The sequence below is a fragment of the Kitasatospora cathayae genome, assembly GCF_027627435.1.
Lineage (GTDB): Bacteria > Actinomycetota > Actinomycetes > Streptomycetales > Streptomycetaceae > Kitasatospora > Kitasatospora cathayae.
The window spans coordinates 7183255-7209107 of sequence record NZ_CP115450.1; the positions used below are offsets into that span (position 1 = coordinate 7183255).

Here is a 25853-nt window from a genome sequence, read left to right on the forward strand (position 1 = left end):
TCCGCAGTGATCGACATCCACCAACCCGCCGTCGCCGACACGGAATCGCCCGGATCGGGTGAGAGCGACCGGGACACGCCGGACGCCCCCGCCGACCGCTGCCAGGATCGGGGTCCGCACCGGCAGCCCGCCCTTCGCGGAGTGCCCACCGGCACCGCTGCCGACCCGTCACGCCCACCCGGCGCTGAGGGCTGCCCGCGTGCGGAAGCCGTGGCCGTACCAGGGAGGAATGCTGTGACAGAGCAGATCGTGAAGCCAGAGAAGCCCCAGGTCGAGGAGCGCGAGGGCGAACACGACGAGGAGCTGCGCCTGCGCTTCCCCGGGGACCGCCGCGCCGCGGCCGGCGCGTCGATGTCGGCGAGCGCGATGCTGCGCCGCCTGCCGCACCTGGTGCGCCGGGCGCTGGCCCTGGCCTGGTCGGCGGACCGCACGTCCACCGTGCTGCTGCTGGTCTGCCAGGCGTTGGCCGGCGTGTTCGGCGCGCTGGCGCTGTACGCCACCACCGGCACCCTGACCGCGCTGCTGGTCCCGGGTCCGGTGACGGGCCACCTGCGGACCGCCGCGCCGTCCCTGCTCCTGCTGACCGCCTCGGCCGGGCTGCGCGCCGTCCTGGGCATCGCGGTGGTGGGCCTGTCCGGCCGGGTGTCGCCGCGGATCACCAGGGAGGCGGAGCTGGCGCTGATCGCCGCCGGGTGCGCCGCCGAGCTGAAGGCGTACGACGAGCCCGCGTACAACGAGCAGTGGGAGGCCGCCGACCGGGGTGCCTCCACCACGCCCGACCTGCTCTCCAACGCCCAGGACGTGATCGCCTCCACCGTCTCGCTGGCCGCCGCGGCGGGCGTGCTGGCGACGCTCCACCCGTGGCTGGTGCCGCTGCTGCTGCTCGGTTCGGTGCCGACCGCCGTCGCCGCCGTCCGCACCGCGCGCATCCACTACCTGGCCGCGGTGACCACCAACGAGGACCGTGGCGCGCTGCGCGTCTACCGCTGGTTCCTGGTCGACAAGACCCGGGCCGACCAGGTCCGTTCGGACCAGGTCACGCCGTTCCTGATGGCCAAGTACCGCCGCGCCGAGGCCAAGATCGTCGCCGCCACCGACCGGGCCACCCGCGAGGCGGCCAAGGTTTCGCTGCTGGCCGCGCTCGGCACCGGGGCGGGCAGCGCGCTGATCTGGGGAGCGCTGCTGTACCTGGTCGCCAGTGGCCGGATCGACCTCGCCGCAGCCGGCACGGCCACCTTCGCGCTGCGCACCGCCTCCTCCGGCCTGCAGGGCCTGGTCGGCAACGGCGCCCGGCTGTACCGGATGGGTCTCTACCTGGACGACTACTTCAGCTTCCTGGACGAGGCCGGCGGCCACCGCATCAACCGCGGCCACCTGGTGCCCGCCGCTCCGCAGCTGGTGGAGGTGTCCGAACTGTGCCACTCCTACCCGGGTGAGCAGCAGGAGCCCGCCCTGCGCGGCGTCAGCATGACCCTGCGGGCGGGGGAGATGGTCGCCGTGATCGGGCAGAACGGCAGCGGCAAGTCGACCCTGCTGAAGCTGCTGTCGGGCCTCTACCTGCCGCAGTCGGGCCGGATCACCTGGGACGGCGTGCCGGTGGAGGAACTGGACGCGGACGGCATGTGGGCACGGGTCGCCCGGGTGCCGCAGGAGTTCGCCCGCTGGCCGCTCGGCGCCGCCGAGAACGTTCACCTGGGCCACCTCACCGAGCGGCTGATGGCCGACGTGGAGGAGGCCGCGGCCCGCACCGGCTTCGACGAGATCGTCGCCCGGCTGCGCTCCGGCTGGCGCACCCTGCTCGCCCAAGGCTGGTGGGGCGGCGCCGAGTTGTCGGGCGGCGGATGGCAGCGCGCGGCCGTCGCCCGGGCCCTCTACCGCACGGTGCGCAGCCCGGGGCTGCTGATCCTGGACGAGCCCACCTCTGACCTCGACCCGCGCGCCGAGCACCGCATCCTGCACGCCCTGCGCGGCCTCGCCCCGGGCCGGATCACCCTGCTGGTCACCCACAACATCGCCAATGCGGCGGTCGCCGACCGGGTGATCGTGATGGACAAGGGGCGGATCGTCCAGGCCGGCACCTGGGCCGAACTCGCCGCCCGCCCGGACGGGTTGTTCCGCGAACTCCTCGATCTGCAGCGGGACCGCGCCGTCCCGGCCCAGCGCGCGGCAGGGGACTGACCCACCGCCTGACCCGCCGCCTGACCCGCCGGTGCCGCCGGGCGGACGGCCAGGAGCCGTCCGCCCGGCGGTGCGCGGAAAGGGAGGGGAAACGCCCGGCCGGATGAACCACGATGACGGCATGCGAATCAACGAGGAGCCGGGTGAGGGTGCGGACACCGAGGAGCAGCTGCCGCAGCGCCTGGTCGGCGAAGTCTGGGCCAACGTCTGCGCTGACCCCCCCCGAACGAACCGGCGGGTCCAGCCTGGGATGGGGGACGATGGACGGCATGGAGCTGAGGATCGAGGCCACCGACCTGCCCGGACGCGAGTGCGGCGCCGGGCCCGGGTTCCCCGGGTACCGGGACATCCACGTCGCCGTCCAACGCCGGGGTCGCCCCGCCGAGTTGCTCGACCCGCAGCCCGGCGACGCGCCGCGGGCGCGGTGGTCGCTGGAGTGCGCGGTGAAGCGGCTGCCGGACGGCGGGGCGGACGTCACCGGTCGGTACGTCCAGGGCGGGCCGGGCGGCCGGTTCATCTACCTGAACTGGGTGACGCGGGACGGCGACGACTGGCGGCTGTTCCGCCGGGCGAAGCTGCTGCTGGCCGCGGTGGACCAGGGCACCCTCGAAAGCGCCGCCGACACCGGTCTGCTGGTCGCCCGGCTTGGCCTCACCGACGCCAAGGGCCACCCGCTGTGCGCCGCCGTCCGCCCGCCCCTGGTCACCTGGTCACCTGCTTAGTGACGACAGCGGCAACGGACTGAGCGCCGCGAACTCCGGCGGCGCCGACGGATCCACCGACAGCCCGGCGGGCGCCGGCTGGGCCCCGCACGGACCAGCAGGTCGCCGATCGCCGCGACCATCGCGCCGTTGTCCGTGCACAGCCGCAGCGGCGGCACCCGCAGGGCGATGCCGGCCGCCGCGCAGCGCTGCTCGGCGAGCGCCCGCACCCGGGAGTTGGCCGCGACTCCGCCGACCACCACCAGGGCGCCGATCCCGTGGTCGGTGCAGGCCCGCACCGCCTTGCGGGTGAGCACGTCCGCGATCGCCTCCTGAAGGGCGGCCGCCGCGTCCCGACGGCCGGTCCGCCGGGGGTGTGGACTGCTGGCGACTGACTCGATGCCCAGCACGACCACCGGCGCCCCCGTCGCCCTTGTCACAGTTCCCCTGTCACAGCCAATCGCGCCCATCAGTCATTACACGTTCGGATGACCATTGTGCCCGACGGGATGTGAGGAACAAGTAGGAGCCTGTGCTGCGCTCCTGCAAGTCATACGCAATAGTGTTGTCCCGGCACGATCGTCAGCACTCAACCCGTCGAAAGGAGCCGTGTCCTGATGGGCACCTACACGCTTCCCGACCTGCCGTACGACTACTCCGCGCTCGAGCGGGCCATGTCCGCCGAGATCCTGGAGCTGCACCACTCCAAGCACCACGCCGCGTACGTGAAGGGCGCGAACGACACCCTGGAGCAGCTCGCCGAGGCGCGCGACAAGGAGCAGTTCGGCGGCCTGGTCGGCCTGCAGAAGACCTTCGCCTTCCACCTGTCCGGTCACGTGCTGCACTCGCTGTTCTGGCAGAACCTGTCCCCGGAGGGCGGCGATCGCCCCGAGGGCGAGCTGGCCGACGCCATCACCGAGCACTTCGGCGGCTTCGAGGCCTTCAAGAAGCAGCTCACGACCGCCACCACCGGCGTCCAGGGCTCGGGTTGGGGCATCCTCTCCTGGGAGCCGCTCGGGCAGCGCCTGATCGTCGAGCAGGTCTACGACCACCACGGCAACGTGGGCCAGGGCACCACCCCGCTGCTGGCCTTCGACGCCTGGGAGCACGCCTACTACCTGCAGTACCGCAACGTCCGCCCCGACTACGTCACCCGTCTGTGGGACGTCGTCAACTGGCAGGACGTCTCGGCCCGCTTCGCCGCCGTCAAGAGCGCCTGAGCGTCGAGTGAGCAGGAGGGCCCCGGACCGGTCGGGCGGTCCGGGCCTTCCCCCTGTGGCCCCATGGTCGTTGCCCGTCACGGCCGTTGACACGCGTCACGGCCGTTGACACGCGGCACGGCAGTCATACCGAAACGAAGACTCGCCGCCACCCGCTGTTCGCCCGCCGTGGGCACACGATCGGTACGCTCGGACCACCGCCGGTCACCGGCGGTCGGCGGCCGACCGGCCGATCCGGCCCGCCCGCTCCTGAGCGAAAGGTCGTCCGATGGCTCCGCGCCTGTCCGTCGTGGTCCCGATCTACAACGTCGAGCGCTACCTCGGCGAATGCCTGGACTCGATCGCGGCCCAGACCTTCGAGGACTTCGAGTGCGTCATGGTCGACGACGGCTCGACCGACGACGGCCCCGTCATCGCCAAGGCGTACGCCGACAGGGACCGGCGCTTCCGGCTCGTCCAGCAGGAGAACAAGGGCCTCGGTGCCGCCCGCAACACCGGCTGGCGCCACCTCACCCCCGGCACCGAGTACCTGGCCTTCGTCGACAGCGACGACACCCTGCCGCCGCACGCCTACCAGCTGATGATCAGCACGCTCGACGAGACCGGCTCCGACTTCGCAACCGGCAACGCGATGCGCCTGCGCACCACCGGCCTCACCCCCTCGCACGCCCACCGCCGCCCCTTCGCCGAGACCCGGCTGCGCACCCACGTCAGCGAAACTCCCGCCCTGGTCACCGACCGCACCGCCTGGAACAAGGTCTACCGGCGCACCTTCTTCGACGCCGCCGGCATCCAGTACCCCGAAGGCATCCTGTACGAGGACGCGCCCGTCAGCGTCCCCCACCACTTCCTCGCCGAGCGCGTCGACGTCCTCGCCGAGCCGATCTACCACTGGCGGGTCCGCGAGGACGGTGCCCTCTCCATCACCCAGAAGAAGACCGACCCGCGCGGCCTGATCGACCGGGTCCGCTCGATGGAACTCGTCCGCGAGTGGCTGCTCGCCCGTCCCGAGCCGCAGTTCGCCTCGTACCTGGGTGCGTACGACCGCAACTGCCTGGTCGAGGAGATCCCGATGTTCTTCTGGTCCATCCCGGACGGCGACCGCAACTACTGGGAGGTCTACCAGCGGCACGTCAGCCGCCTCCTCCACGCGATCGGCCCCGACCGGGTGGCCGATCTCAACGCCCAACTACGGCTCAAGTACCGGCTCACCCTGGCCGACGCGATGAACCGCTTCATCGCCGTCCAACGCCTCCACCGCGCCGTCCGCCGCACCCGCCAGGCCGCCCAGGCCGCGGCTGCGGTGCATCGGCGCTGACCTCGCTGAGCCCGGACGCCCTGCTACCGCCGCCTACCTCCGGCCCACCGGTGTGAACCGGACAGGCGTGCCCGGGGCGGCCTGGGCGACGGCGGGTAGGGCGGCGGCCGGGACGACGCCGATGACGGGGTAGCCGCCGGTGGTGGGATGGTCGGCGAGGAAGACCACCGGGCGGCCGTCCGGCGGGACCTGCACCGCGCCCAGGACCATGCCCTCGCTGGGGAGTTCGCCCTCGCGGGCGCGCTCCAGGGGCGGGCCGTCCAGCCGCAGGCCGATCCGGTTGCTGGTGGGGGAGACGCGGTAGCCGGAGCCGGTGAGGACGGCGAGGGAACGGGCGGTGAACCAGTCGTCGCGCGGGCCGAACAGTACGGGCAGGAGCAGCGGATCGGGCGGCGCGGGCGCCGGCACCACGTCCGCCCCGGCGGCCGGCCCGACCGGCTCACCGAGCGGCAGCGCGTCCCCGGGGGCCAGTGGAGCGGGGCCCAGCCCCGAGAGCAGATCGGTCGAACGGCTGCCGAGGACCGGAGCGGCGGCGATCCCACCCGCGAAGGCGACGTAGCTGCGCACACCCCGCGTCGCGGCGCCCACCTCCAGCAGTGCTCCGGCGGGCAGCCGCACCGGGGCGGCCCAGGCGGCGGGCCGCCCGTCGACCCGCACCGCGCACGGTGCGCCGGCCACGGCGACCGTCACCGCGCGATCCACCCGCACCGCGCAGCCGAGCACGGTGGTCTCCAGGGTGGCCGCCGTCGCGGGGTTGCCGACCAGGCGGTTGGCGAGCCGGTGGGCGGGCTGGTCGAGCGCGCCGGAGCGCGGCACGCCCAGGTGCGCGTGCCCGGGCCGGCCGAGGTCCTGGACGGTCGTCAGCAGGCCTGCGCTCATCACGGTTACGGTCATGCGTCCTCGATCACGCTTCCCTCGAATGCGAATCCTCGGTCAGGCTTCCTCGATCACGAACCGGACCCGGGTCCCCGGGCTGAACAGTGCGGCGCGTTCGCGGGACGGGTCCCACAGCACGGCGTCGGTGTGTCCGATCAGCTGCCAGCCGCCCGGTGAGGAGCGCGGGTAGGCGCCGGTGTAACGGCCGGCGAGGGCGATCGCCCCGGTCGGGACGGCGGGGCGCGGGACGGCCCGCCGGGGCACCCGGTAGCGCTCGGGCAGGCCGGTCAGGTAGCCGAAGCCGGGGGCGAAGCCGCTGAAGGCGACGCGGAACTCGGTCGCGGAGTGGATGCGCGCGACCTCCTCCTCGGCGACGCCCCACAGCGCGGCGACCTCCGCGACGTCGGCGCCGTCGTAGCGCACCGGGATGGTCACGGTCTCGTCGCTGGTCGCCCGCAGCGGCGGTACGTGCCAGTCGGCCAACTCGGCGGCCAGGGCCTCGGGGTCGGCCACCCCGTCGAGCAGGACGGTCCGTTCGGCGGGCACGACCTCGGTGACGGGCGGGAGTTGGGACGCCGCGCGTCGGCGCTGGAGTTCGGCGTGGAAGGCCATCGTCTCGTCGGCGTCGTCGAGCTCGACCAGGAGCGCGTCCAGGCCGACCCGCAGGACCCGGATGTTCACCCCGTTCGCCGCGTTCACCGCGTTCACCGTGTTCACCGTGTTCGTCGCGTTCGCCCCTGTCCGTCTGCCGCTCCGCTCGGCGCTCATGCGAACGCCTCGACCCGGACTCCGGCCGTCCACAGGGCAGTTCGGACCCGGCGGGCGAGGTCCGCCGCCCCGGGGGTGTCGCCGTGCACGCACAGCGAACGGGCCCGCAGCCGGATCCGGTCGCCGGTGTGCGCCGTGACCTCGCCGTCCCGGGCGATGGCGACCGAGCGGTCGACGACGGCGTCGGGGTCGTGGACGACCGCGTCGGGTTCACGACGGGGCACGAGCGTGCCGTGCGGGGTGTAGGCGCGGTCGGCGAACGCCTCGGCGACCACCGGCAGTCCGGCCCGTCCGGCGGCCTCGTGCAGCCGGGAACCGGGCAGTCCGAGGACGGGAAGACCCGGTGCGGCCAGCCGGACGCCGCCGACCACCGCCTCCGCCTGTTCCTCGTCGTGCACCGTCCGGTTGTACAGCGCGCCGTGCGGTTTGACGTACGCCACCCGCGCTCCGGCCGCCCGCGCGAACACCTGCAACGCCCCGATCTGGTAAGCGACTTCGTCGGCGAGCTGGTCGGGCGGAACGTCCATCGCCCGGCGCCCGAACCCGGCGAGGTCCCGGTAGGAGACCTGCGCGCCGATCCGCACGCCCCGCTCGGCGGCCAGCTCGCACACCCGCCGCATGGTGGTCGGGTCCCCGGCGTGGAAGCCGCAGGCGACGTTGGCGCTGGTGACCACCGACAGCAGGGCGTCGTCGTCGGTGAGCGTCCAGCGGCCGAAGCCCTCGCCGAGGTCGGCGTTGAGGTCGACGACCGTGACGGGAGGGCGCTCGGCCGGTGTCATCTCGCGCCGTCCGTCATCGCGCTCCCCGCCGTTGCGTCCCCCGCCATCGAGCCGTCGGTCATGACGCTGTCCGCCATCGCGCTCCCCGCCATCGCGCTCCCCGCCATCGCCCGGACGATCACCGCGCGAGCGTCGTTCAGGTAGCTGGTCAGCTCCACCTCGGCGTCGTCGATCTCGCCCGACTCCAGCAGCCCGGTGAGCGTCTGGTTGCGGCGCAGGAACGGCGCGTGCAGCCCGCGCGCCGACGGGACGGCGGCGAAGGCCAGGCGCAGCTCGGCCACCAGGCGGGCCATGCACTCGTCGATCCGCTCGCTGCCGGCGATCCCCGCGACGGCCTGGTGGAAGTGCAGGTCGGCGGTGCCGACGGTGACCCAGTCGCCGATCGCCTCGGCGGCCTCCGCGCGGTTCAGCGCGGCCCGCACCGCGGCCAGGCGCTCGGGCGCCGCGCAGCGCAGGGAGCGCACACCGGCCGTCTCCAGGGCGAGGCGCAGGGTGTAGATGTCGGCGACGTCGGCCGGTTCGAGGATCCGGACGAACACGCCGCGATTCAGCTCGTGCACGACCAGCCGCTCGTCGGCCAGCAGCCGGAACGCCTCGCGGAGCGTGTTGCGCGAGACGGTGAGCGCCTCGCCGAGCGCTTCCTCCGACAGTCGGGTGCCGGGGGCGAGCAGGCCCTCGGTGATGTGGTCGCGCAGCACCTCGGCCACCCGTTGGGCGGCGCTGGCACGTTCGAGCCGGCCCCGGTCGGCCGCGAGCGCGTCGAAAACCCCGGTCACGTTCCACCTCCTGAACTCTTGTCGGATTGTTCCACAATCCCCTAGCCTCGCGGCAACCCCCGCAGGGTCGCGGCCCACCCAGCCGTGACCTCCTCCGTCCGTGGTGCCGCAGACCGTGGTGCCGCGGACGGCCATCCTCGGGGCGCAGGCCCTCTGAAAGGCGGTCAGGAACATGATCGTGCTCGTCGGCATCCTCGTCGTGGTGGCCGGGTTCGCCACCCGGCGAAATCCGCTCCTCGTCGTCGGCGCCGCCGGCGTCCTCACCGGACTGCTGGGCGGGATGAGCCCGCTGAAGGTCCTGGACGCCTTCGGCACCGGCTTCGCCTCCAGCCGCTCGGTGACCGTCTTCGCCGTCACCCTGCCGGTGATCGGCCTGCTGGAACGCCACGGCCTGCAGGAACAGGCCCGCACCCTGATGAACAAGCTCGCCAGGGCCAGCGCCGGACGCGTGCTCGCGGTCTACCTGGTGCTCCGCCAACTCACCGCCGCCTTCGGCCTCACCGGCCTCGGCGGACCGGCCCCGGCCGTACGTCCGATGGTCGTACCGATGGCCGAGGCCGCCGCCGAACGCCGCCACGGCACCCTGACCGACAAGGCCCGCGAACGCCTGCGCTCCTTCGCCGCGAGCGCCGACAACGTCGGCCTGTTCTTCGGCGAGGACTGCTTCCTCGCCGTCGGCTCGATCCTCCTGATCACCGGTTTCGTCAACGCGACCTACCACGCCGCCCTGGAGCCGGTGCAGCTCGCCCTGTGGGCCATCCCCACCGCGGTCTGCGCCACCCTCATCCACGGCGCGCGCCTGCTGCGCCTGGACCACACCCTCGCCCGCGACCTGCCCGCCACCGGGCCGGGCCAGGCGGCCACCGCAGACCAGCCGACCACCGCCGACCGCATCGAGGAGACGAGCAAGTGATCAAGGTCGAGTGGCTGTACTGGCTGGTCGGAGCCGTCTTCCTCGCGATGGCCGCCCAGATGGCGGTGGACCGCGGCAACCCCAGGCGTTACGGCAGCGCCGCCTTCTGGGGCCTGCTCGGCGCGAGCTTCGTCTACGGCACCTGGGTCGCCGACAAGAGCGCCCCCGCCGCACCGCTCGGCGTCGCCGTCCTGGCGATGATCTGCCTGGCCGGCTTCGGCTTCACCGGTCGCGGCACCCCCACGGCCGCCGCCCCCGAACAGCGGTCCGTCTCCGCCGCCCGCCTGGGCAATCGACTGTTCATCCCCGCGCTCGCCCTCCCGCTGGTCGCGCTGGCCTGCGGCACCCTGCTCAAGGGCGTCCACCTGGGCGGCGGTGGTCCACTGCTGCTGCAGACCGGCAGCGAGACGCTACTCGGGCTCGGCATCGGCACGCTCGTCGCCCTGGGCCTGGCAATGCTGCTCACCCGCGAGCGCAACCCGGCCGTCGCCCTGCGCTCCGGCCGCGGACTGCTGGAGGCCATGGGCTGGGCGCTGCTGCTGCCCCAACTCCTCGCCGTCCTGGGCTCGATCTTCCAGAGCGCCGGCGTCGGCACCCAGGTCGGCAAGATCACCACCCACTTCCTGCCGGACGGCAGCAAGTACGCGGCGGTGGCGGTCTACTGCCTGGGCATGGCCCTGTTCACCATCATCATGGGCAACGCCTTCGCTGCTTTCCCGGTCATGACCGCCGCGATCGGCTGGCCGATCCTGATCACCCAGCTGCACGGCAACCCCGGCGTGGTCCTCGCCGTGGGCATGCTGGCCGGCTTCTGCGGCACCCTGGTCACCCCGATGGCCGCCAACTTCAACCTCGTCCCGGCCGCGCTGCTCGAACTCAAGGACCAGTACGGGCCGATCAAGGCCCAACTCCCCACAGCGGGCGCCCTGTTGGTCTGCAACATCGCCATCATGTCACTCTTCGCGTTCTGACCCGCTCCTGTTGCAGAAAGGCCACCCCATGACCAGGGTCCTGCTCACCGGCTTCGAACCCTTCGACGGCGCCGACGTCAACCCCTCCTGGGAGGTCGCCCGCCTGGTCGCCGCCAACCCACCCGAGGGACTCCTGGTCACTGCCGCCCGGCTGAGCTGCGTCTTCGACCGAGCCGCCGAGGAACTGCAGACCGCCGTACGGGAGTTCACGCCGGACCTGGTGGTCTGCCTCGGCCTGTGGTCCGGTCGATCGGACATCTGCGTCGAACGCGTCGCCATCAACATCGACGACGCTCGCACCTTCGACAATGCGGGCCAGCAACCGGTCGACCGGCCCATCGTGCCCGACGGCCCCGCGGCCTACTTCTCGACCCTGCCCGTCAAGGAATGCGTGGCCGCCGTCAGGGAGGCAGGCGTGCCCGCCTCCGTTTCGAACAGCGCCGGAACGTTCGTCTGCAACCACGTCTTCTACGCCCTGATGCACCTGCTCGCCACCGAACACCCCACCATTCGCGGCGGCTTCGTCCACATACCCGCCCTCCCCGAGCAAGTCCTCGACGGCTCGAAGCCCTCCCTCCCCGCCGCCTCCGCCGCCCACGCCCTCCGCGCCCTCCTCACCGCCGCCACCCACACCACCGACCTCCGCATCCCCGAGGGCGCGACCCACTGAAGCCCGGACCGCTGCGCCGCCGTTGAGGCCGGGGCGGACGGCGCGCGAGGTCCGCCGGGGCCGGACGTGGTCGAGCTCCGGCTCACGCCCGTCCAGGTGCGCGGCCGGTGCGTCCGGCCGCCACCGCAGCCGGACCCGCTCGAGCGGCACCGGCCGCTCCGCAACCCAGTGCGGGCGGGCCAGGAGCGGTACGCCCGGGAGCTGGTGGTCGGAGGGGTTCTCGGCCAGGAGCCGGCCGGTCAGCTCGGAGCGGTGATCGTTGAGGAAGCGCCGTACCCGCCGCCACTGCTCCCGGCCGGCGGATGGTTCCTGCTGGTCGTCTGCCACCGGCCAACCCCAAGGTCCGCCGACCTCCTCCCGGTCACCCGCCGACGAAGCTCACCGTCTCCGCCAGTTCCGCCCGCCCGGTACGAACCGGCGGCACGCCCTCCCGTTCGAACCCCACCGCGACACCGCAGACCAGCACCCGTCCGTCATCGGCTCCGACCGCTGCGCTGACGGTCTCCCGGTACATCGTCCACATCACCTGGGGGCAGCTGTGCAGCCCTTCCGCCCGCAGCAGCAGCATCACCGTCTGGAGGTACATCCCCGCGTCCGCCCACTGCCCGGGCCCCATCTCCCGGTCGAGGTAGCAGAACAGCACGACCGGCGCCCCGAACGCCTCCGAGTTCAACGCGGCGATCTTCCTCGGCCGGTCGGGATCGTCACGCTCGATCCCCAGGGCCCGGTACCGCTGGGCGGCCGCGGCGGAAAACCGGTCCAGGTACGGCGGAACCAACTCGGCCGGGTACATCGGATACTCCCGCTCATCACCCGGATCCCCAACCAGCGCGCGGGCCGTCGCGCGCCTCTTCAACTCCGCCAACGGCTCGCCGCTCACGACGTACACGTGCCACGGCTGCAGGTTCCCACTCGACGGAGCCCGCCTCGCCGCATCCAGCACCCGCTCGAGCACCTCCCTCGCCACCGGCTCACCGCTGAACGCCCGCACCGCCCGGCGACTGTCCACGGCCTCGTACACGTCCATGCCGCCCCGTCCTCCCGTCCTCCCGCTCGACTGACGACCACCTCTCTACCGGATCCGACGGGGAACCGCGCCGCCGGATGCCTACCGCAAGGGCCAGGAACCCCTTCCCCTTGAACCGGGGCTGGTGCCGGCAGTTCGATGTCATGGTGGACGGCGCCGAGCGTGTCTTCTGACCGAGGGAGCAGGATGGCGATCGAAGCAGAACTCAAGGCGGTCGTGCGCGACCCGGAAGGCGTGCGCAAGCGGTTGGACGAGCAGCACGGTCCCGGCCGCGCCGAGGTCTACCGCGACACGTACTACAACACGGCCGACGGCAGCCTGATGGACGCCGACCGCGAGCTGCGGATCCGCACCGTGCACGGCCCGGACGACACGCGCACCGTGCTCACGTACAAGAGCGCGAGGGTGGACGAGGCGTCCGGGTCGAAGCCGGAGGCCGAGACCCGGGTCGAGGACGCCGACGCGATGCATGAGATCGTCCGGGGCCTGGGTTTCACTCCGCGCATCGCGTTCGAGAAGCGGTGCCGGAACTACAGCTTCGAGCGCGACGGACGGCGTCTGCTGGCCACGCTCGTTCGCGTCCCGGAACTGGACGACGCGACGTTCATCGAGGTGGAGACGTCCGCTGCCACGGAGGCCGAGCTCGCCCCGGCGCTCGCCCTGGTCCGCGTCGTGCTGGCAGAACTCGGCGTCGACGAGGCCGACTTGATCGCCGAGCTGTACACCGACGCGGTCGCGGCGGCACGGCCCGCGTGACGTCACCCTCCGGCGTGTGCGCGACATGCTGGACGGTGGCGCCCGACCGGCTCCGCGCTTCTTCTGGCGGCGAAGCCGCACCGCATTCGATGGCCGAATGTGCTGGTGGCCACCTCGCCGGAGTTCAATCCGATGAGGTGGCCACCGCCGGTCGGCGTCATGTCGTCAGAGTTGCTCGATTCGGGATCACGGCACGTCTTGACTCATGTTGGACCGGCTGGCACTCGCTACCACGACGGCAGACGAGTGCGGATGTTCAGCTTCGCACCAGAGGGTTCCACTTCTGGCCCCAGGCGGGGTTGCAGTCCCACAGCTGGAGTCGGGCGTTGTTGGCGACGACGGCGCCGGGAAGGTCGACGCAGCGGCCGGAGGCGGGGTTGTAGAGGCTGCCGTCGGGCCTGGGGAGGAAGATCTGGTTCGGCGAGGCGTTGCCGCAGGTCCAGATCTCCAATGGGGTGCCGTTGGTGGTGCCGGCGCCGGCGGCGTCGAGGCAGCCGCCGAGGGCGCGGAGGGTGCCGTCGGGCTTGAAGGTCCAGTTCTGGGCAGCGTTGGAGTTGCAGTCCCACAGCTGGACGGCGGTGCCGGGTGCGGTGTTGGCGCCGTAGATGTCCATGCACTTGCCAGTCTGGGCGCCGTAGGTGATGGGGCTGTTCTCGGCGTAGACGCTCAGGACGTTGTCGGGGCCCCGGTCCCAGGTGAAGTACGGGGCGGTGGTGGTGGCGTGGCCGGTCCAGATCTGGATGATGCCGTTGGAGGTGATGTCCCAGAGGGTGGGGGACCCGGTGCCGGTGCCGGTGAGGTCGCCGTCGGAGCTCATGAGGGGCCAGGTGGTGGCGGGGATGCCCCAGCCGATCTTGGTGTCGCTGGCGATGCCGGTGAGGGTGGGGTAGTTGGTGGTATTGCCGAAGTCGTCGGTGACGGTGATGGTGCCGGTGGTGAAGGTGTAGCCGCGGAGATCGCCGGTGTTCTGGTTGCGTGCCCACAGGCCGGGGTGGCCCTGGCCGGCCCAGTCGCCAGGGGAAATCAGATCCCAGCCCTTCCAGCCGGTGGCGGCGAGCTTGGTGGGCGATCCGAAGGTACCGTCGCCGATGGTGGGGTAGAACCAGAGGGCGCCGGTGCCGTCCGGGCTGGTCTCGACGGTGAAAAGGCCGGTGCGGTTGAGGAACTTCTTGTTGGTGTCGAGTTTGGTCGTGCTGGGGTCGCCGCTGGCGGCGATCTGCTGAACGGTGGACCAGTCGACGGTGTTGTAGCCGGTGCAGTCGGTCAGTTGTGGGTCGCAGGCGGGCTTGGCCAAAAGGTTGTTGGCGTCGAAGACGCCGGTGACGCCGGCATTTCCGGGGTTCTGGTAGTACCAAAGGTTCTTGTCGCCGTCCTTGTGGACGATGAGGTCGTCGACGTTGTTGCCGCCGCGCAGGCTGCCGCGGTGGGTGATGCGGTAGTTGGCCCAGGAGTCGCCGTAGGGGGACGTGGCCTTCGGGGCAGCGAGCGGGGCTTTGGCCGCGGTGGCGGGGATGCTGTAGGCGCGCAGGTCGCCGTTCGGGTCGGCGGTGACGATGTCGGGCAGGGCGTCGCCGGTGACGTCGCCGAAGGTCGGGGCCGGGCTGTTGGGGTTCCACGGTGCGTAGAAGGCGTACTGCGCGACCGGGGAGAGGTTGCCGGCGTTGTCCTCGGCCTGGACGTAGAGGACGTTGGTGCCCCAGCGCCCGGCGGTCACCTGGATCTGGCCGCTGGGCATGGCGCTGCCGCACTGCCAGGCGGCATCGACGAGCTGGGGGTCGAAGCTCCAGCGCAGGCAGACCACCCCGGAGGTGTAGCCACCGCTGGGGTTGGGGTCGGTGGCGGTGAAGGGGATGCCGCCGCTCTGGCCGGCGTAGATCTGGGGTGTCTGGCCGTTGCCGCTGGGCGGGAACTGCTTGCTCGTGTCGGCGACGGTGGTGGGGAAGGTGACGGTCGGCGGGGTGAGGTCGACCTTGAAGTAGCAGTTCGGTGTAGGAGCGGACCAGGGAGTGTCGCCCAGGCCGTCCGTGGCCTGCATGTCATAGCCGTAGGCGTGACCGTCCTGGATCAGGCTGGCGGGCAGCTGGAAGCTCGTGGTGCCACCACTGTTGACCGCAGCCGTGGTGCCACTCGCGCCGTTGGAGGAGTTGTAGTCCCAGATGTGATCCCAGGTCATGACCTGAGGCTGGGTGGGACTGCTGACGGTGCCGTTGAGCCAGACGGCGTTGTTCTGGGCGGAGCCGGCGCCGAGCCAGGCCCAGTCGTTGGCATTGCCGTCACCGCAGGACTGGTTGGCCGCCGCGGGGACGACCGTCCGCGGGGCAGGCCACACCGACGGGTTCGTCGGAACGTTGGGCACCCGGTCGTACGTCACGGACAGCGCCGGCTGGTAGGTGAACCGCTTGAAGGCGTACTGGTTGCTCTCGTCACCGTAGAGGCCGAACGTCAGCTGCCCGTAGTTGACGTACTGCTTCATCGCGCCGGTGATGTCGAAACTGAACGGCACGTTGTCGTGGCACGGGTCCTGGCCCGAACCGCCGACCAAGGCCGTGTCGCCGAGCGGACCACTCACCTGTCCGGGCTGATTGGACCAGTGGATGCCGTTGCCGATCGGCCCGGTAACGTAGAGGTTGAGCGGGTATTTGTTGGTGCAGGACCAGTCGGCGGAGACGTACTCCTGCATGGTCATCGTCGCTGAGTGGATGACCGCACCGGCCAGAGCGCTGATGTCGAACTGGTAGAAGCTGCGCTCGATGTCGGCGGGTGAGCAGCTGCCGCCGTTGGGGTAGTAGCCGCAGACGCCGACACCCGGGTGATCGGCGTCGCCGCTGCCCTGGCGCATCCAGTTGTTGGAGCCGTCGTGGGCGGACTGGACCCAGGTCCAGGAGTTACCTGTCAGGGTCCAGGGCAGGTAGTCGGGGTCGATGTAGTACGGGGCGGTGCCGTGGGCCAGGAGGTCCTGGTCGGGTGTCAGGGTGATGCCGGTGTCGTCGGCCTTGACCGGCATGGTGGAGACCTTGGAGGCCGTCCCGGGGCCGGCGTCGGAGCTGGCGTTGCCTGCATTCGCCGCAGCGGGAGCGGAGTCGGTGGGGGCTGCCGCGGCGAGCGACCGGGCGGCCTTCGCTGTGGGTGCGGCGGTGCTCGCTGCGGGCGTGGTGCTGCTGTCCCACATCTGCGGGGTACGGGAGACCCAGCGGGGCTTGCCGTCGGCACCGACGACGGTGACGTTGCCGTGCTCGTCAGTCTTGACGGAGACACCATCGACGGTGGTCCCGAAGTGCAGATTCTTCAGGGCGGGATTGGCAGCGGCAGCCTGGGTCTTGACGACCAGGACGGTGGTCAGGCCGCCGAGCTTGGTGGCGGTGACCTTCAGATCGATGTCAGGGGCGACGGACGGATAGACCACGCTGTCACCGCTGACCGTCGCGGCAGGCAGCTTGAAAGGGGCGGACAGCGCGAGCTTCTTCCCGTCCGAACTGGTCATGGTCGCCAGCGGCCCGTCCCCACCCTTGGACAGTGCCAGCTGACCTGCCGCTGACTTGGGTGAGAACGTGCCGTCCTGATTGGCCACCAGGGTGGCGTCCAGCCCCTGCCAGACGCCGTTGCGGCGCACGCGCTGCTGCTCCAGGTGGCTGGTGAGCGCGAGGTGGCCTTCGGGAGTGGCGACGGTCTCGCTGAACTCGGTCGTGAGCGAGTCCACCGGGACGTTCTTCTGCGTGGCCTTGGCCTCGGCAATGGCCTTCTCGACTGCGTTGGCCGGCGGTCGTTCCTGCTGCTGCTTCGCGGTGGCGGCGTCGATCGCGGCCTGTGACGGCACGTTCGGCGCGTCGGCGGCTCGGGCGCTGAGACCTGAGAGGCCAGTGGTGAGCGTGAGTACGGCTGCCGCGGTCAATGCCCTGAGCGGCACGCCATTGTAGCGGCGCTTTCTGTTCAAAACGGAAATCTCCCCCCTAAGAACACGGAGACCTGCGTAAAAACAGGACAGAGGCAAGGTAGGGGGAGGCACTGACATCGGCCACTTCAATTCGATGGCGAAGTCCAGACATGAATCGAAAATACCGATTCGTGGACCCCCGTGAGAATCTTCACCCGTCACGATGTCTTGACGGTCAGTCACCGGCAGCCGCTACCATCCGTCAGTTCGGATACAGGACCTGGCTCCCGTAATTCGGGGGGCCAAAGTTGTATGGGGGTAAATAGCGTGCTATTCGGACGACCATCGAGTTTCAAGAACAAAAGGGGCAGGAGGGGGAGACTGCGTGGACGGCTCGCGGCCGTCACGACGGCCGCCGTCCTCGGGTCTCTGCTGGCGCCTCTGCCGATCGCGGCAGCGGCGGACAAGCCCGACTACTCGCGCAAGTGGTCCCCGCCGAACACCGCCCTGCCGAAGACACCCTCCGTCACCGGCCAGAACGCCGCACCGGTGCCCGTTCCGAAGCCGGAGCACCCGGTGCCGCCGACCTGGACCCCGCCGAAGAACCCGCAGCCGGTCCCGGGCGGCCACGCCTCGGTGACGCTCGGCTCCGCACCTGAGGCGCACCCGCTGGGCGAGGGCGAGAAGCCGCAGGCCGGTGCTGAAGCCAAGGCTTCAGGACTGCCTGTCACCGTCGCGCCGCTGGCCGGCTCGTCGGCCGCAGGCCAGACGATCCAGGTCGAGATGGCCGACGCCAAGGCCTCGGCCACCGCCGGGATCCCCGGCGTGGCGGTGACCCTCACACGCCCAGGCTCGGGCGACGACGCACCCGTGCGTCTGGGCGTCGACGCCTCCAACCTGGACGCCACGTTCGGGGCGAACTGGGCCGCCCGGGCCCACCTGGTGGTCCTGCCCGGTTGCGCGACGACGACGCCGCAGGCCGCCGACTGCCGCAAGCAGACGCCGCTGGATTCGCACTACGACCCGTCGGCGAAGAAGCTCGTCGCCGATGTCCCGCTGACCGGAAGTGGCACCGCCAAGGCCTCGACTGCTCCGGCCACCAAGATTGCCACCGATGCCGCCTCGCTGGCGCCCGGCGCGGTGTACGCGGGCTCCACCACCACCTCGACCACGGTCGGCGTTGTCTCGGGGGCATCGAGTGGGGCCGGAACCTACTCGGCGACCCCGCTCAACCCCTCCCAGTCCTGGACCGCGGGCGGCTCGTCCGGCGCGTTCACCTACGGATACCCAGTGCAGGTCCCGCCGGCGCTGGCTGGCTCTGCCCCGAAGGTGTCGCTGTCCTACGACTCGGCGTCGGTGGACGGCCGGACCTCCTCGACGAACTCCCAGGCCTCCTGGATCGGCGACGGCTGGGACCTCGGTGCCGGCTTCGTCGAGCGTTCTTTCAAGCCCTGTTCGCTGGACGGCATCACCGGCTCCGGTGACCAGTGCTGGGGCGGCGCGAACATGACCCTGTCGCTGGCCGGCCATTCCGGGCAGCTGGTGCCCGACGACTCCTCCTGCCAGTCCGGCGCGCCTGCCGCGATGGAGCAGGCGGCCTGCACGTGGCGGCTGAAGGACGACGACGGCACGAAGGTGCAGTTCCTGACCGGTGCGACCAATGGCACCTGGAACGGCTCGTACATCAAGGTCACTGACACCACCGGGACCGTCTACTACTTCGGCCTGAACCATGTGCCGGACGCGAACGGCAACCCGACGACGCTCGGCGCGGACAGCGGCTCGGCGTGGACGTTGCCGGTCTACTCGCCCAACAGCGGGGACCCGTGCTACGACCCGGCCAAGGGCCAGGGCTCGTGGTGCCAGACGGCCTGGCGCTGGAACCTCGACTTCGTCGTCGACCCGCACGGCAACCTCACCACCTACACCTACACCCCCGAGACGAACTACTACTCCCGCGGCGGCGCCCAGAACAACGGCAACGGCACCAGCACCGCCTACACCCGCGCTGGCGTGCTTGCCACCATCGGCTACGGGCAACTCCTCTCGGACCAGCTGAACAACAACGGCGCCTACAACCCGGCTGCGAAGATCGTCTTCAACACCTCCGAGCGGTGCGTCACCTCGACCACGGCCTGCGACCCGTCCCAGCGCACCGCCGCCAACGCGGCGAACTGGCCCGACGTGCCGCTGGACCAGCAGTGCGACACCACCAACCCGTGCACCGTCTACGGTCCGACGTTCTGGACCACCAAGTGGCTGGCGTCCATCACCACCCAGGTGAAGGTCAACGGGAGCTACCAGACCGTGGACTCCTACGCGCTCAACCACACGTTCATCAACGTGCAGAACGCCACCGAGAATACCCAGGTCCCCTGGCTCGCCTCCATCCAGCGCACCGGTCAGGACCCCCAGGCCACCGGCGGCTCCATCACCCTGCCTCCGGTTTCCTTCACCTCACAGCTGCTGCCCAACCGCGTGGACGGCACCAACCTGGTCCCCGCACCGCCGGCCTACAACCGGCCGCGCATCCAGCTGATCACCACCGAGACCGGTAGCACCATCGGCGTCAACTACGCCTCCGCCGCCTGCTCACGGGTCAACAACGTCATGCCGGCCTCCGCCGACAGCGACACACTCTCCTGTTTCAACGTCAAGTGGAACCCGCCTGGCTCCATCGCCGGTGCGACGCCCGTGGACGACTGGTTCCTGAAGTACCCGGTCACCAGCATCACCACGAACCCGGCAACCCCCGGCTCCATCCCCATGGTGACCAACTACACCTACGGCAAGGCCGCCTGGCACCGCAACGACTCGGCAGCGATCCAGGACAAGAACCGCACCTGGGACCAGTTCCGCGGCTACGCGAGCGTCACCGCCGTCTCCGGAAGCGGCAACGACGGCCCGCAGTCACAGAGCTCGACGACGTACTACCAGGGCATGGACGGTGACGTCCTTGCCAACGGCACCAGCCGCAGCGTCCAGATCGCCGGCCCGATGAGCGGTCAGGTCACCGGAACCCCCACGGTCACCGACTCCGACTGGCTCTCCGGCCAGATCCTGGAGTCCGACACCTACACCCAGGCGGGCGGCAGCATCGCCGGCTACACCGTCAGCACCGCGGGCGGCCCGGTCACCACTGCCACGCACAGCCAGGGTGCCAACCTGCCCGCTCTCACCGCCCGCTACGCCACCACCAGCGCGACCACCACATCACGATCGCTGAAGGCGGACGGCACGTGGCGGACATCGGCGAAGACCACCGCAACCGACAAGGCCAACGGCAACCGTGTCCTCACCTCGATCGACACTGCCGACGGCCTACCGGACATCTGCACCCGCACCAACTACGCGGGGGGCTCGGACCCGCAGGTCCTGGCGCTGCCGTCCGAGGTGATCGCGGTCTCCGGCGCGGACGCCTGCACCGCCACGCCGACCGCCGCCAACACCGTTTCGTGGAGTCGGTCGGTGTACGACGGCCGGACAGTCGGCCAGCTCGGCAGCGCACACGACGTGACGAGCAGCTTGACGCTCGACCACTACGACGCCAGCGGAGCGCCGCAGTTCACCGCGGTGAACAATGCGTACGACGGTTACGGGCGGCTCGTCGGGACGACCGACCCGAACGCAACAGACAGCGCCCACCCGGGCGGCGCCACCACGACGACGGCCTACACCGCGTCGACGGCCGGAGAACTCCCGAACAGCCTCACCGTCACTGCCCCGGCCCCGGCCGGAGCTGCCGACGCCGCGTCCGGGCGAGCCACCACCACCACGATGGACCCGGCACGCTCACTTCCGATCAAGGTCACCGACCCCAACGGCCGTAGCACCAACCGGTCCTACGACGCCCTCGGCCGGATCACCGGTGTGTGGCTGCCGGGCCAGGACACCAAAGCCAGCGCCAACGCCACGTTCGCGTACTCGACCCCGGGCGTCGTCAACGGTGCGGCCGTGCCGCCGACCGTGACCAGCTCCAAGCTGCTGGCGAGCGGGGCGTACGCCGTCTCCATCCAGATCATGGATGGAGCAGGTCGGGTCGTGCAGACCCAGTCCACCCCGGCGCTGTCCGCCTACAAGAGCGGACGGCTGATCACCGACACGGTCTATGACTCCCAGGGCCGGGTCACCCGGGCCAACAGCCCCTGGTACAACGACAAGGCCACGCCCAGCACCACGCCCTACGTGACTACGACCAAGGAGGTCCCGGCCCAGACCTACAACCTCTACGACGGCCTCGGCCGTCCCGTCACGCAGCAGTTCGTCGCCTACGGCGTCACCGAGACCACCAGCACGACCGCCTACCCCGGCATTGACCGGACCGACACCACACCGCCGGTCGGCGCCACGCCCACCTCCACCGTCACCGACGCGCGCGGCCACACCGCCCAGCTGTGGCAGTACAAGACGACCACCGCCACCGGCAATCAGGCCGATGCGGACGTGACCTCCTACACCTACACGGCCGACGGCCACCTGGCCACGCACAAGGACGCCGCAGGCAACACCTGGACCCGCGGCTACGACTTGCGCGGACGCGAGGTCACCGCCACCGACCCGGACACCGGGACCAGCACCAAGACCTACGACGCTGACAGTCGGCTCGCATCGACCACGGATGCGCGCGGGCAGACCATCGCCTACACCTACGACCTGCTCGGACGCGTGACCGGCTCCTACACCGGCTCGGTCGCACCCGCCAACCAGCTGACCGGCTTTACCTACGACACGATCCTCCCAGGCCTGCCCACCTCCTCGACCCGCTACGTCAATGGGGCCTCCGGCAGCACCTACACCAGGTCCGTGCTGTCCTACGACACCGCCTACCACCCCACCACAACCACCATCACCATCCCTGGCACGGAAATCGGCCAGGGCACCACCCCCTTCACCTACACCTACCAGGCACAATACGACCCGATCACCGGCGCGCTGACCGACGACGACCGCTCGGCCGTCGGCGACATCGCCGAGGAAACGCTCCACTACGCCTACGACTCCTACGGTCCGCTACGTTCCTACGGCGCCTACGGCGGCGCCACTTACGACCTGTCCTCGGACTGGGACGCTTACGGCCGCAACATCCGCTCCACCATGAACCCGTGGGGCACCCAGATCGTCGTCACCAACACCTACGACACCTCCACCGGCCGCCCGCTGCAGCAGTTCGTCGACAAGCAGACCGCCGCCACCGGCGCCGTCCAGCAGCTCACCTACGCCTACAACGCGGCCGGACAGATCACAGCCGTAAGGAACATCCCGGACAACACCCCGTCGTCCACCGACCTCCAGTGCTTCGGCTACGACTACCTCGGCCGACTCACCAACGCCTGGACCGACACCGGAACACTCACCCAGGCCCCGCAGCCCACGGTGGGTGGCGTCGGTTCCTGCGCCAACGCCACCCCCACCAGCGGCGCCCAGGCTCCGTTGGAGACCACGGTCGGGGGACCTGCCGCGTACTGGCAGAGCTATGGCTACGACCTCACCGGCAACCGGACCAAGCTCGTCCAGCACGACCCCTTCGGTGACACCACCAAGGACACCACCACCAACCAGACCTTCCCGGCCGCTGGCACTGTCAACACCCCGACCACCGCGCCCAACACCGGTGGCGGAACGGGCGGCCCGCACGCCCTGACCGCCTCCACCACCACGGCAGCGGTCAGCATCACGGGCAGCAGCACCCAGTACGACGCGGCCGGCAACACCACCGCCGTCACCGACACCTCCGGCACCGCCACCCTGACGTGGAACGGCGAGAACAAGCTCGCCTCCTACGCCAAGACGGGCACCACCGGACCGACCACCTACCTCTACGACGCCGCCGGCAACCAGCTCATCCGCCGTGACCCCGGCAAGACCACCATCAACCTCGGTGGTGACGAACTCGTCTACACCGGCGGCGCCGTCACCGGAATCCGCTACTACCAGATCCCCGGAGGCATCACCCTGGTCCGCCAAGGCGGCACCAGCACCTACCAGATCGCCGACCCGCACGGCACCGGCACCCTCGCCCTCGACGGCACCACGCTGGCGGAGTCCCGACGGCCATCCGACCCGTTCGGAAACTCCCGCGGCACCCAACCCACCACCTGGGCCGGCGACCACGGCTTCGTCGGCGGCACCAAGGATGACGCCACCGGCCTCACCAACCTCGGCGCCCGCGAATACCAACCCACCACCGGCCGCTTCCTCAACCCCGACCCGCTCATCGGCCCGAGCGATCCACAGCAGTGGAACGCCTACGCCTACAGCAACAACGATCCCGTCAACTCCAGCGACCCGAGCGGCCTCTACACCTGCCGCAACGGCCACGAAGGCTGCGACGAACACGGCAACGCCTGCGGTGGCAACTGCTCCGCCGACGCCACCATGTTCGGCGACTGCAGCACCAGCGAATGCAGCCACAGCACGATCAACCAGAACCCCGACCACACCATCGCGGAACAGAAGACCGCCCGCGTCCAGAAGATGGTCAGCGACTTCAACGCGGACTACACGAAGCAGACCTGTGTCGTCATGGGACGGTACGGGAAACGCTGCACCAGCAAGGCGCAACGGGATCAGGATACGGCCCATGCCAAGGCCTTGGTCAAAATGCTGTCCGACATGACGATCGTCATCCCTTGGTATAACTGCGCCAAGGGCGGCGGATTCGGCGGCTCGGACCAAGACGCCTGCGACACCCTCGGCGCGGCAATGTCAACGTTTGACCTCGGCCCGGCAGCGCGGGACCTCGGAGCGGCGATGGCCTCAGGCGAGCAGTCGGGTCTGAAGGACCTCCTCGCAGCCATCGCACGAGTCTGTCAGACGAAGACGAACAGTTTCCCCGCGGAAACCGGCGTGCTCCTCGCAGACGGCAGCACGAAGCCGATCGGAGAGGTCCAAGTCGGCGACACCGTGCAAGCAACAGACCCGTCAACAGGCCGGACCCAAGCCCAAAAGGTCACCGACGTCATCAAGACACTTACCGACGTCGACTTCACCGACCTGACAGTCCACACGGCAAACGGCGACCAGACACTCACCTCGACCCAGCACCATCCCTACTGGGACGCAACCACAGAGAAATGGGTAGACGCAGCGGACCTGCGAGCCGGAGACACACTCCGCCAGCCTGACGGCACCACAGTGACGATCACAGCCCTCCGCAACTACATGAAGCCGATCGTCACCTACAACCTGACAGTCGGCGAGTTCCACACGTACTATGTGGTTGCGGGGAATACGCCGGTCCTGGTGCATAATTCATCGGAGGCGTGCTCGACCAATCTGGCGCTGGGACTCGAATCAATTCGAGGGCAGGAGACCGGGACCTTGGACCGGTTCGCACAGGAGCAGGGGGCGGTGACGTACAAGAACGGGCCCTTCAGTGACCTGATCCCCAGAGGTGTGGCAACTCCTGAAGCACTGAGCAAGATGATCGACCGAGTTGTCGCGGGGGGTGGGAAGATCAGCTTCAACATGAAGGGAATTCAGGATGTCGATGGCATCCTGGCGGGTAAGGACTATGGGAGCGGATACACCTCCCACGAGCTGAGGTATATCTGTGCGAACTCGGCGGCGCGAGCGGCCACCACGTTCTTCAACGGTGATGCACCTTGCTAGCGATTGAGATGTGCTCATGAATTTGGAAATTATGCCCGACAATGGCAGGAGTCACCGTTGTCCCGTGATGGTAGACCTCCCCGATGGAGGAGGTCGGGTTCGTGGAGAGCTCACTGCTCGTGAGGAGAGGCCAGGGCGGTTCGAATGGCTTCTGGTGACCATGAAAATCTGGTACCGACACGTTCTCCCCATTGAGCCGTACACAGAGTCTATCGAAGCCGGATACATCGATACCTGGGTTCCCGTGGACGCGGTCACGTTTCTCGATGGCTGCGACTACTCGAACGTCACGAGGATGAGCCCGGGAGAGGGGAGGCCGGCGGGTGCGCCTCGGTATCCGATGCCCTGGGAAGGGAACGGATAGTCGACAGCACACTTCGGAAAAATCCTCAGAGGCTCTCGCCAGAACAGAACCGGAGAGGGCTTCTGGAATTCTTCCCGAGCGTGAGGACGCCATGGTGATCGGGAAGTCGAGGGCATCGCTTCGGGGCGCCTCACCGAACCCCAGGAACTAGCGGACCTGCTCGCCTTCCTGCTGTCCGACCGCGCCGCCAACAACCACGGCGCCGACCACGTCATCGACGGCGGCACCCGGCCCCATGGCAGGAAGTCTGTGGACAAACTATCAATCGGCCCTGCCCGTTCACCAACGGGCAGGGCCGCCCCCTCAGCTGATCCCCGGACCGGCGGCTCGTCCCTCGTCCCGTCCTCCGCCACGACCGTGAAGCGCTCCCGGCCCGCCGCCGACAGGTCCACCGGGTACAGCGAGGCAGTGTCGTTGACGTCCAGTTCGCGGCTCTGCCGACCGGTCGCCGCGTCGACCCGGGTCAGCCGGTCGCGGGTCATCGCCCACACTGGCGTCCCGTCCACCAGCACGCCCGTCACCTGGTCGTCCAGGCCGGCCGTCCACTTTTTGCTGCCGTCCGCCAGGGAGTACGCGAGTAGCCGTCCGGTGGCCGTTCGGCCCGGGTGGGTGCCGCCGCTGATGGTGACGTCGCCGGGCTTCTCGCCGGGGACGATGAACAGGTCATCGACGACGACCCCGCCGAACAGCGGCCGGGCGGTGAACTCGTCGAAGGCGTGCACCCCGCCGAGCATCACGTCGAGGTCGTACTCGTCGCCGGAGACCGGTATCGAGGCGCGCTGGCGGCCCGCCCGGTCGTAGCTGAGCACCGCGTGGGTGCCGCGCTCGGCCTGGGCGTCGACCCAGACCGCGAGCGGATCGACCGACACCACCATGAGGTTCTTGAGCCCGCCCTCGGCCGGAATGGCGACCCGCGTCCGCCCCTGCCCGTCGCCGGGCGTCAGCGAGCGCAGCACCGCCGCCCCGTCACCGCACTGCGCGGCCGTCACCACCTCCTGCTCGCCGCCCGCTACCTCCAGCGGCGTGCATCCGGCGTCGGGCGCGCTGCGCCACA

The 25853-nt window shown here is 70.2% G+C and carries 15 protein-coding genes and 1 pseudogene; 9 read left to right on the top strand and 7 right to left on the bottom strand.

Annotated features, from left to right (window positions below):
• Positions 1-234 precede the first annotated feature (234 nt).
• Both O1G21_RS32475 and O1G21_RS32480 read left to right on the top strand, forming a co-directional pair.
• On the top strand, positions 235-2178 hold the full coding sequence (locus O1G21_RS32475) for an ATP-binding cassette domain-containing protein (protein WP_270148684.1): 1944 nt from the start codon (positions 235-237) through the stop codon (positions 2176-2178).
• 269 nt (positions 2179-2447) lie between these two features.
• A complete protein-coding gene (locus tag O1G21_RS32480; RefSeq protein ID WP_270148685.1) occupies positions 2448-2900 on the top strand; it encodes a DUF5990 family protein in 453 nt (150 codons plus the stop codon).
• Here O1G21_RS32480 and O1G21_RS32485 read toward each other — a convergent pair.
• Positions 2889-3349, bottom strand: a pseudogene (locus tag O1G21_RS32485) (hypothetical protein). The gene O1G21_RS32480 and the pseudogene O1G21_RS32485 overlap by 12 nt on opposite strands.
• A 147-nt stretch (positions 3350-3496) precedes the next feature.
• On the opposite strand from O1G21_RS32485, the gene O1G21_RS32490 reads away from it, so the two are divergent.
• Both O1G21_RS32490 and O1G21_RS32495 read left to right on the top strand, forming a co-directional pair.
• Entirely contained in the window at positions 3497-4099 is a 603-nt protein-coding gene (locus O1G21_RS32490; RefSeq protein WP_270148686.1) for a superoxide dismutase, read from the top strand.
• Positions 4100-4367: 268 nt separating this feature from the next.
• Entirely contained in the window at positions 4368-5417 is a 1050-nt protein-coding gene (locus tag O1G21_RS32495; protein WP_270148687.1) for a glycosyltransferase family 2 protein, read from the top strand.
• Positions 5418-5450: 33 nt separating this feature from the next.
• Here the strand turns inward: O1G21_RS32495 and O1G21_RS32500 are convergent, their stop codons facing one another.
• The 4 genes from O1G21_RS32500 to O1G21_RS32515 form a co-directional block, all read right to left on the bottom strand.
• Positions 5451-6311 carry a 5-oxoprolinase subunit C family protein gene (locus O1G21_RS32500; protein WP_270148688.1) on the bottom strand — a complete coding sequence of 287 codons (861 nt, stop codon included), beginning with the start codon at positions 6309-6311 and terminating at the stop codon, positions 5451-5453.
• 39 nt (positions 6312-6350) lie between these two features.
• On the bottom strand, positions 6351-6968 hold the full coding sequence (locus O1G21_RS32505) for a 5-oxoprolinase subunit B family protein (protein WP_270151373.1): 618 nt from the start codon (positions 6966-6968) through the stop codon (positions 6351-6353).
• 89 nt (positions 6969-7057) lie between these two features.
• Positions 7058-7840, bottom strand: a complete 783-nt coding sequence (locus O1G21_RS32510) for a LamB/YcsF family protein (protein WP_270148689.1) — start codon at positions 7838-7840, stop codon at positions 7058-7060.
• On the bottom strand, positions 7837-8616 hold the full coding sequence (locus tag O1G21_RS32515) for a GntR family transcriptional regulator (RefSeq protein ID WP_270148691.1): 780 nt from the start codon (positions 8614-8616) through the stop codon (positions 7837-7839). Before O1G21_RS32515 ends, O1G21_RS32510 begins: the two co-directional genes overlap by 4 nt.
• A 172-nt stretch (positions 8617-8788) precedes the next feature.
• On the opposite strand from O1G21_RS32515, the gene O1G21_RS32520 reads away from it, so the two are divergent.
• Genes O1G21_RS32520 through pcp form a run of 3 tightly spaced genes read left to right on the top strand, consistent with a single transcriptional unit; the run spans position 8789 to position 11170 of the window.
• Positions 8789-9529, top strand: coding sequence for a DUF969 domain-containing protein (locus O1G21_RS32520; RefSeq protein ID WP_270148692.1), 741 nt, complete (start codon positions 8789-8791; stop codon positions 9527-9529).
• The gene (locus tag O1G21_RS32525; protein WP_270148694.1) at positions 9526-10500 is read left to right on the top strand and encodes a DUF979 domain-containing protein; all 975 of its coding nucleotides are present in this window, start codon (positions 9526-9528) and stop codon (positions 10498-10500) included. The genes O1G21_RS32520 and O1G21_RS32525 overlap by 4 nt, the downstream gene beginning before the upstream one ends.
• A 28-nt stretch (positions 10501-10528) precedes the next feature.
• Positions 10529-11170 carry a pyroglutamyl-peptidase I gene (pcp, locus tag O1G21_RS32530; protein WP_270148696.1) on the top strand — a complete coding sequence of 214 codons (642 nt, stop codon included), beginning with the start codon at positions 10529-10531 and terminating at the stop codon, positions 11168-11170.
• Positions 11171-11531: 361 nt separating this feature from the next.
• On the opposite strand, the gene O1G21_RS32535 is transcribed toward pcp, so the two are convergent.
• On the bottom strand, positions 11532-12197 hold the full coding sequence (locus O1G21_RS32535) for a nitroreductase (protein WP_270148697.1): 666 nt from the start codon (positions 12195-12197) through the stop codon (positions 11532-11534).
• 186 nt (positions 12198-12383) lie between these two features.
• Between O1G21_RS32535 and cyaB the strand changes: the two genes are divergently transcribed.
• On the top strand, positions 12384-12953 hold the full coding sequence (gene cyaB, locus O1G21_RS32540) for a class IV adenylate cyclase (protein ID WP_270148698.1): 570 nt from the start codon (positions 12384-12386) through the stop codon (positions 12951-12953).
• 256 nt (positions 12954-13209) lie between these two features.
• Here cyaB and O1G21_RS32545 read toward each other — a convergent pair whose 3' ends face one another.
• A complete protein-coding gene (locus O1G21_RS32545; RefSeq protein WP_270148700.1) occupies positions 13210-16767 on the bottom strand; it encodes a ricin-type beta-trefoil lectin domain protein in 3558 nt (1185 codons plus the stop codon).
• Between the two features lie 384 nt (positions 16768-17151).
• Here O1G21_RS32545 and O1G21_RS32550 point away from each other — a divergent pair, with 384 nt between their 5' ends.
• The gene (locus O1G21_RS32550) at positions 17152-24435 is read left to right on the top strand and encodes a polymorphic toxin-type HINT domain-containing protein (protein ID WP_270148703.1); all 7284 of its coding nucleotides are present in this window, start codon (positions 17152-17154) and stop codon (positions 24433-24435) included.
• Positions 24436-25853 lie beyond the last annotated feature (1418 nt).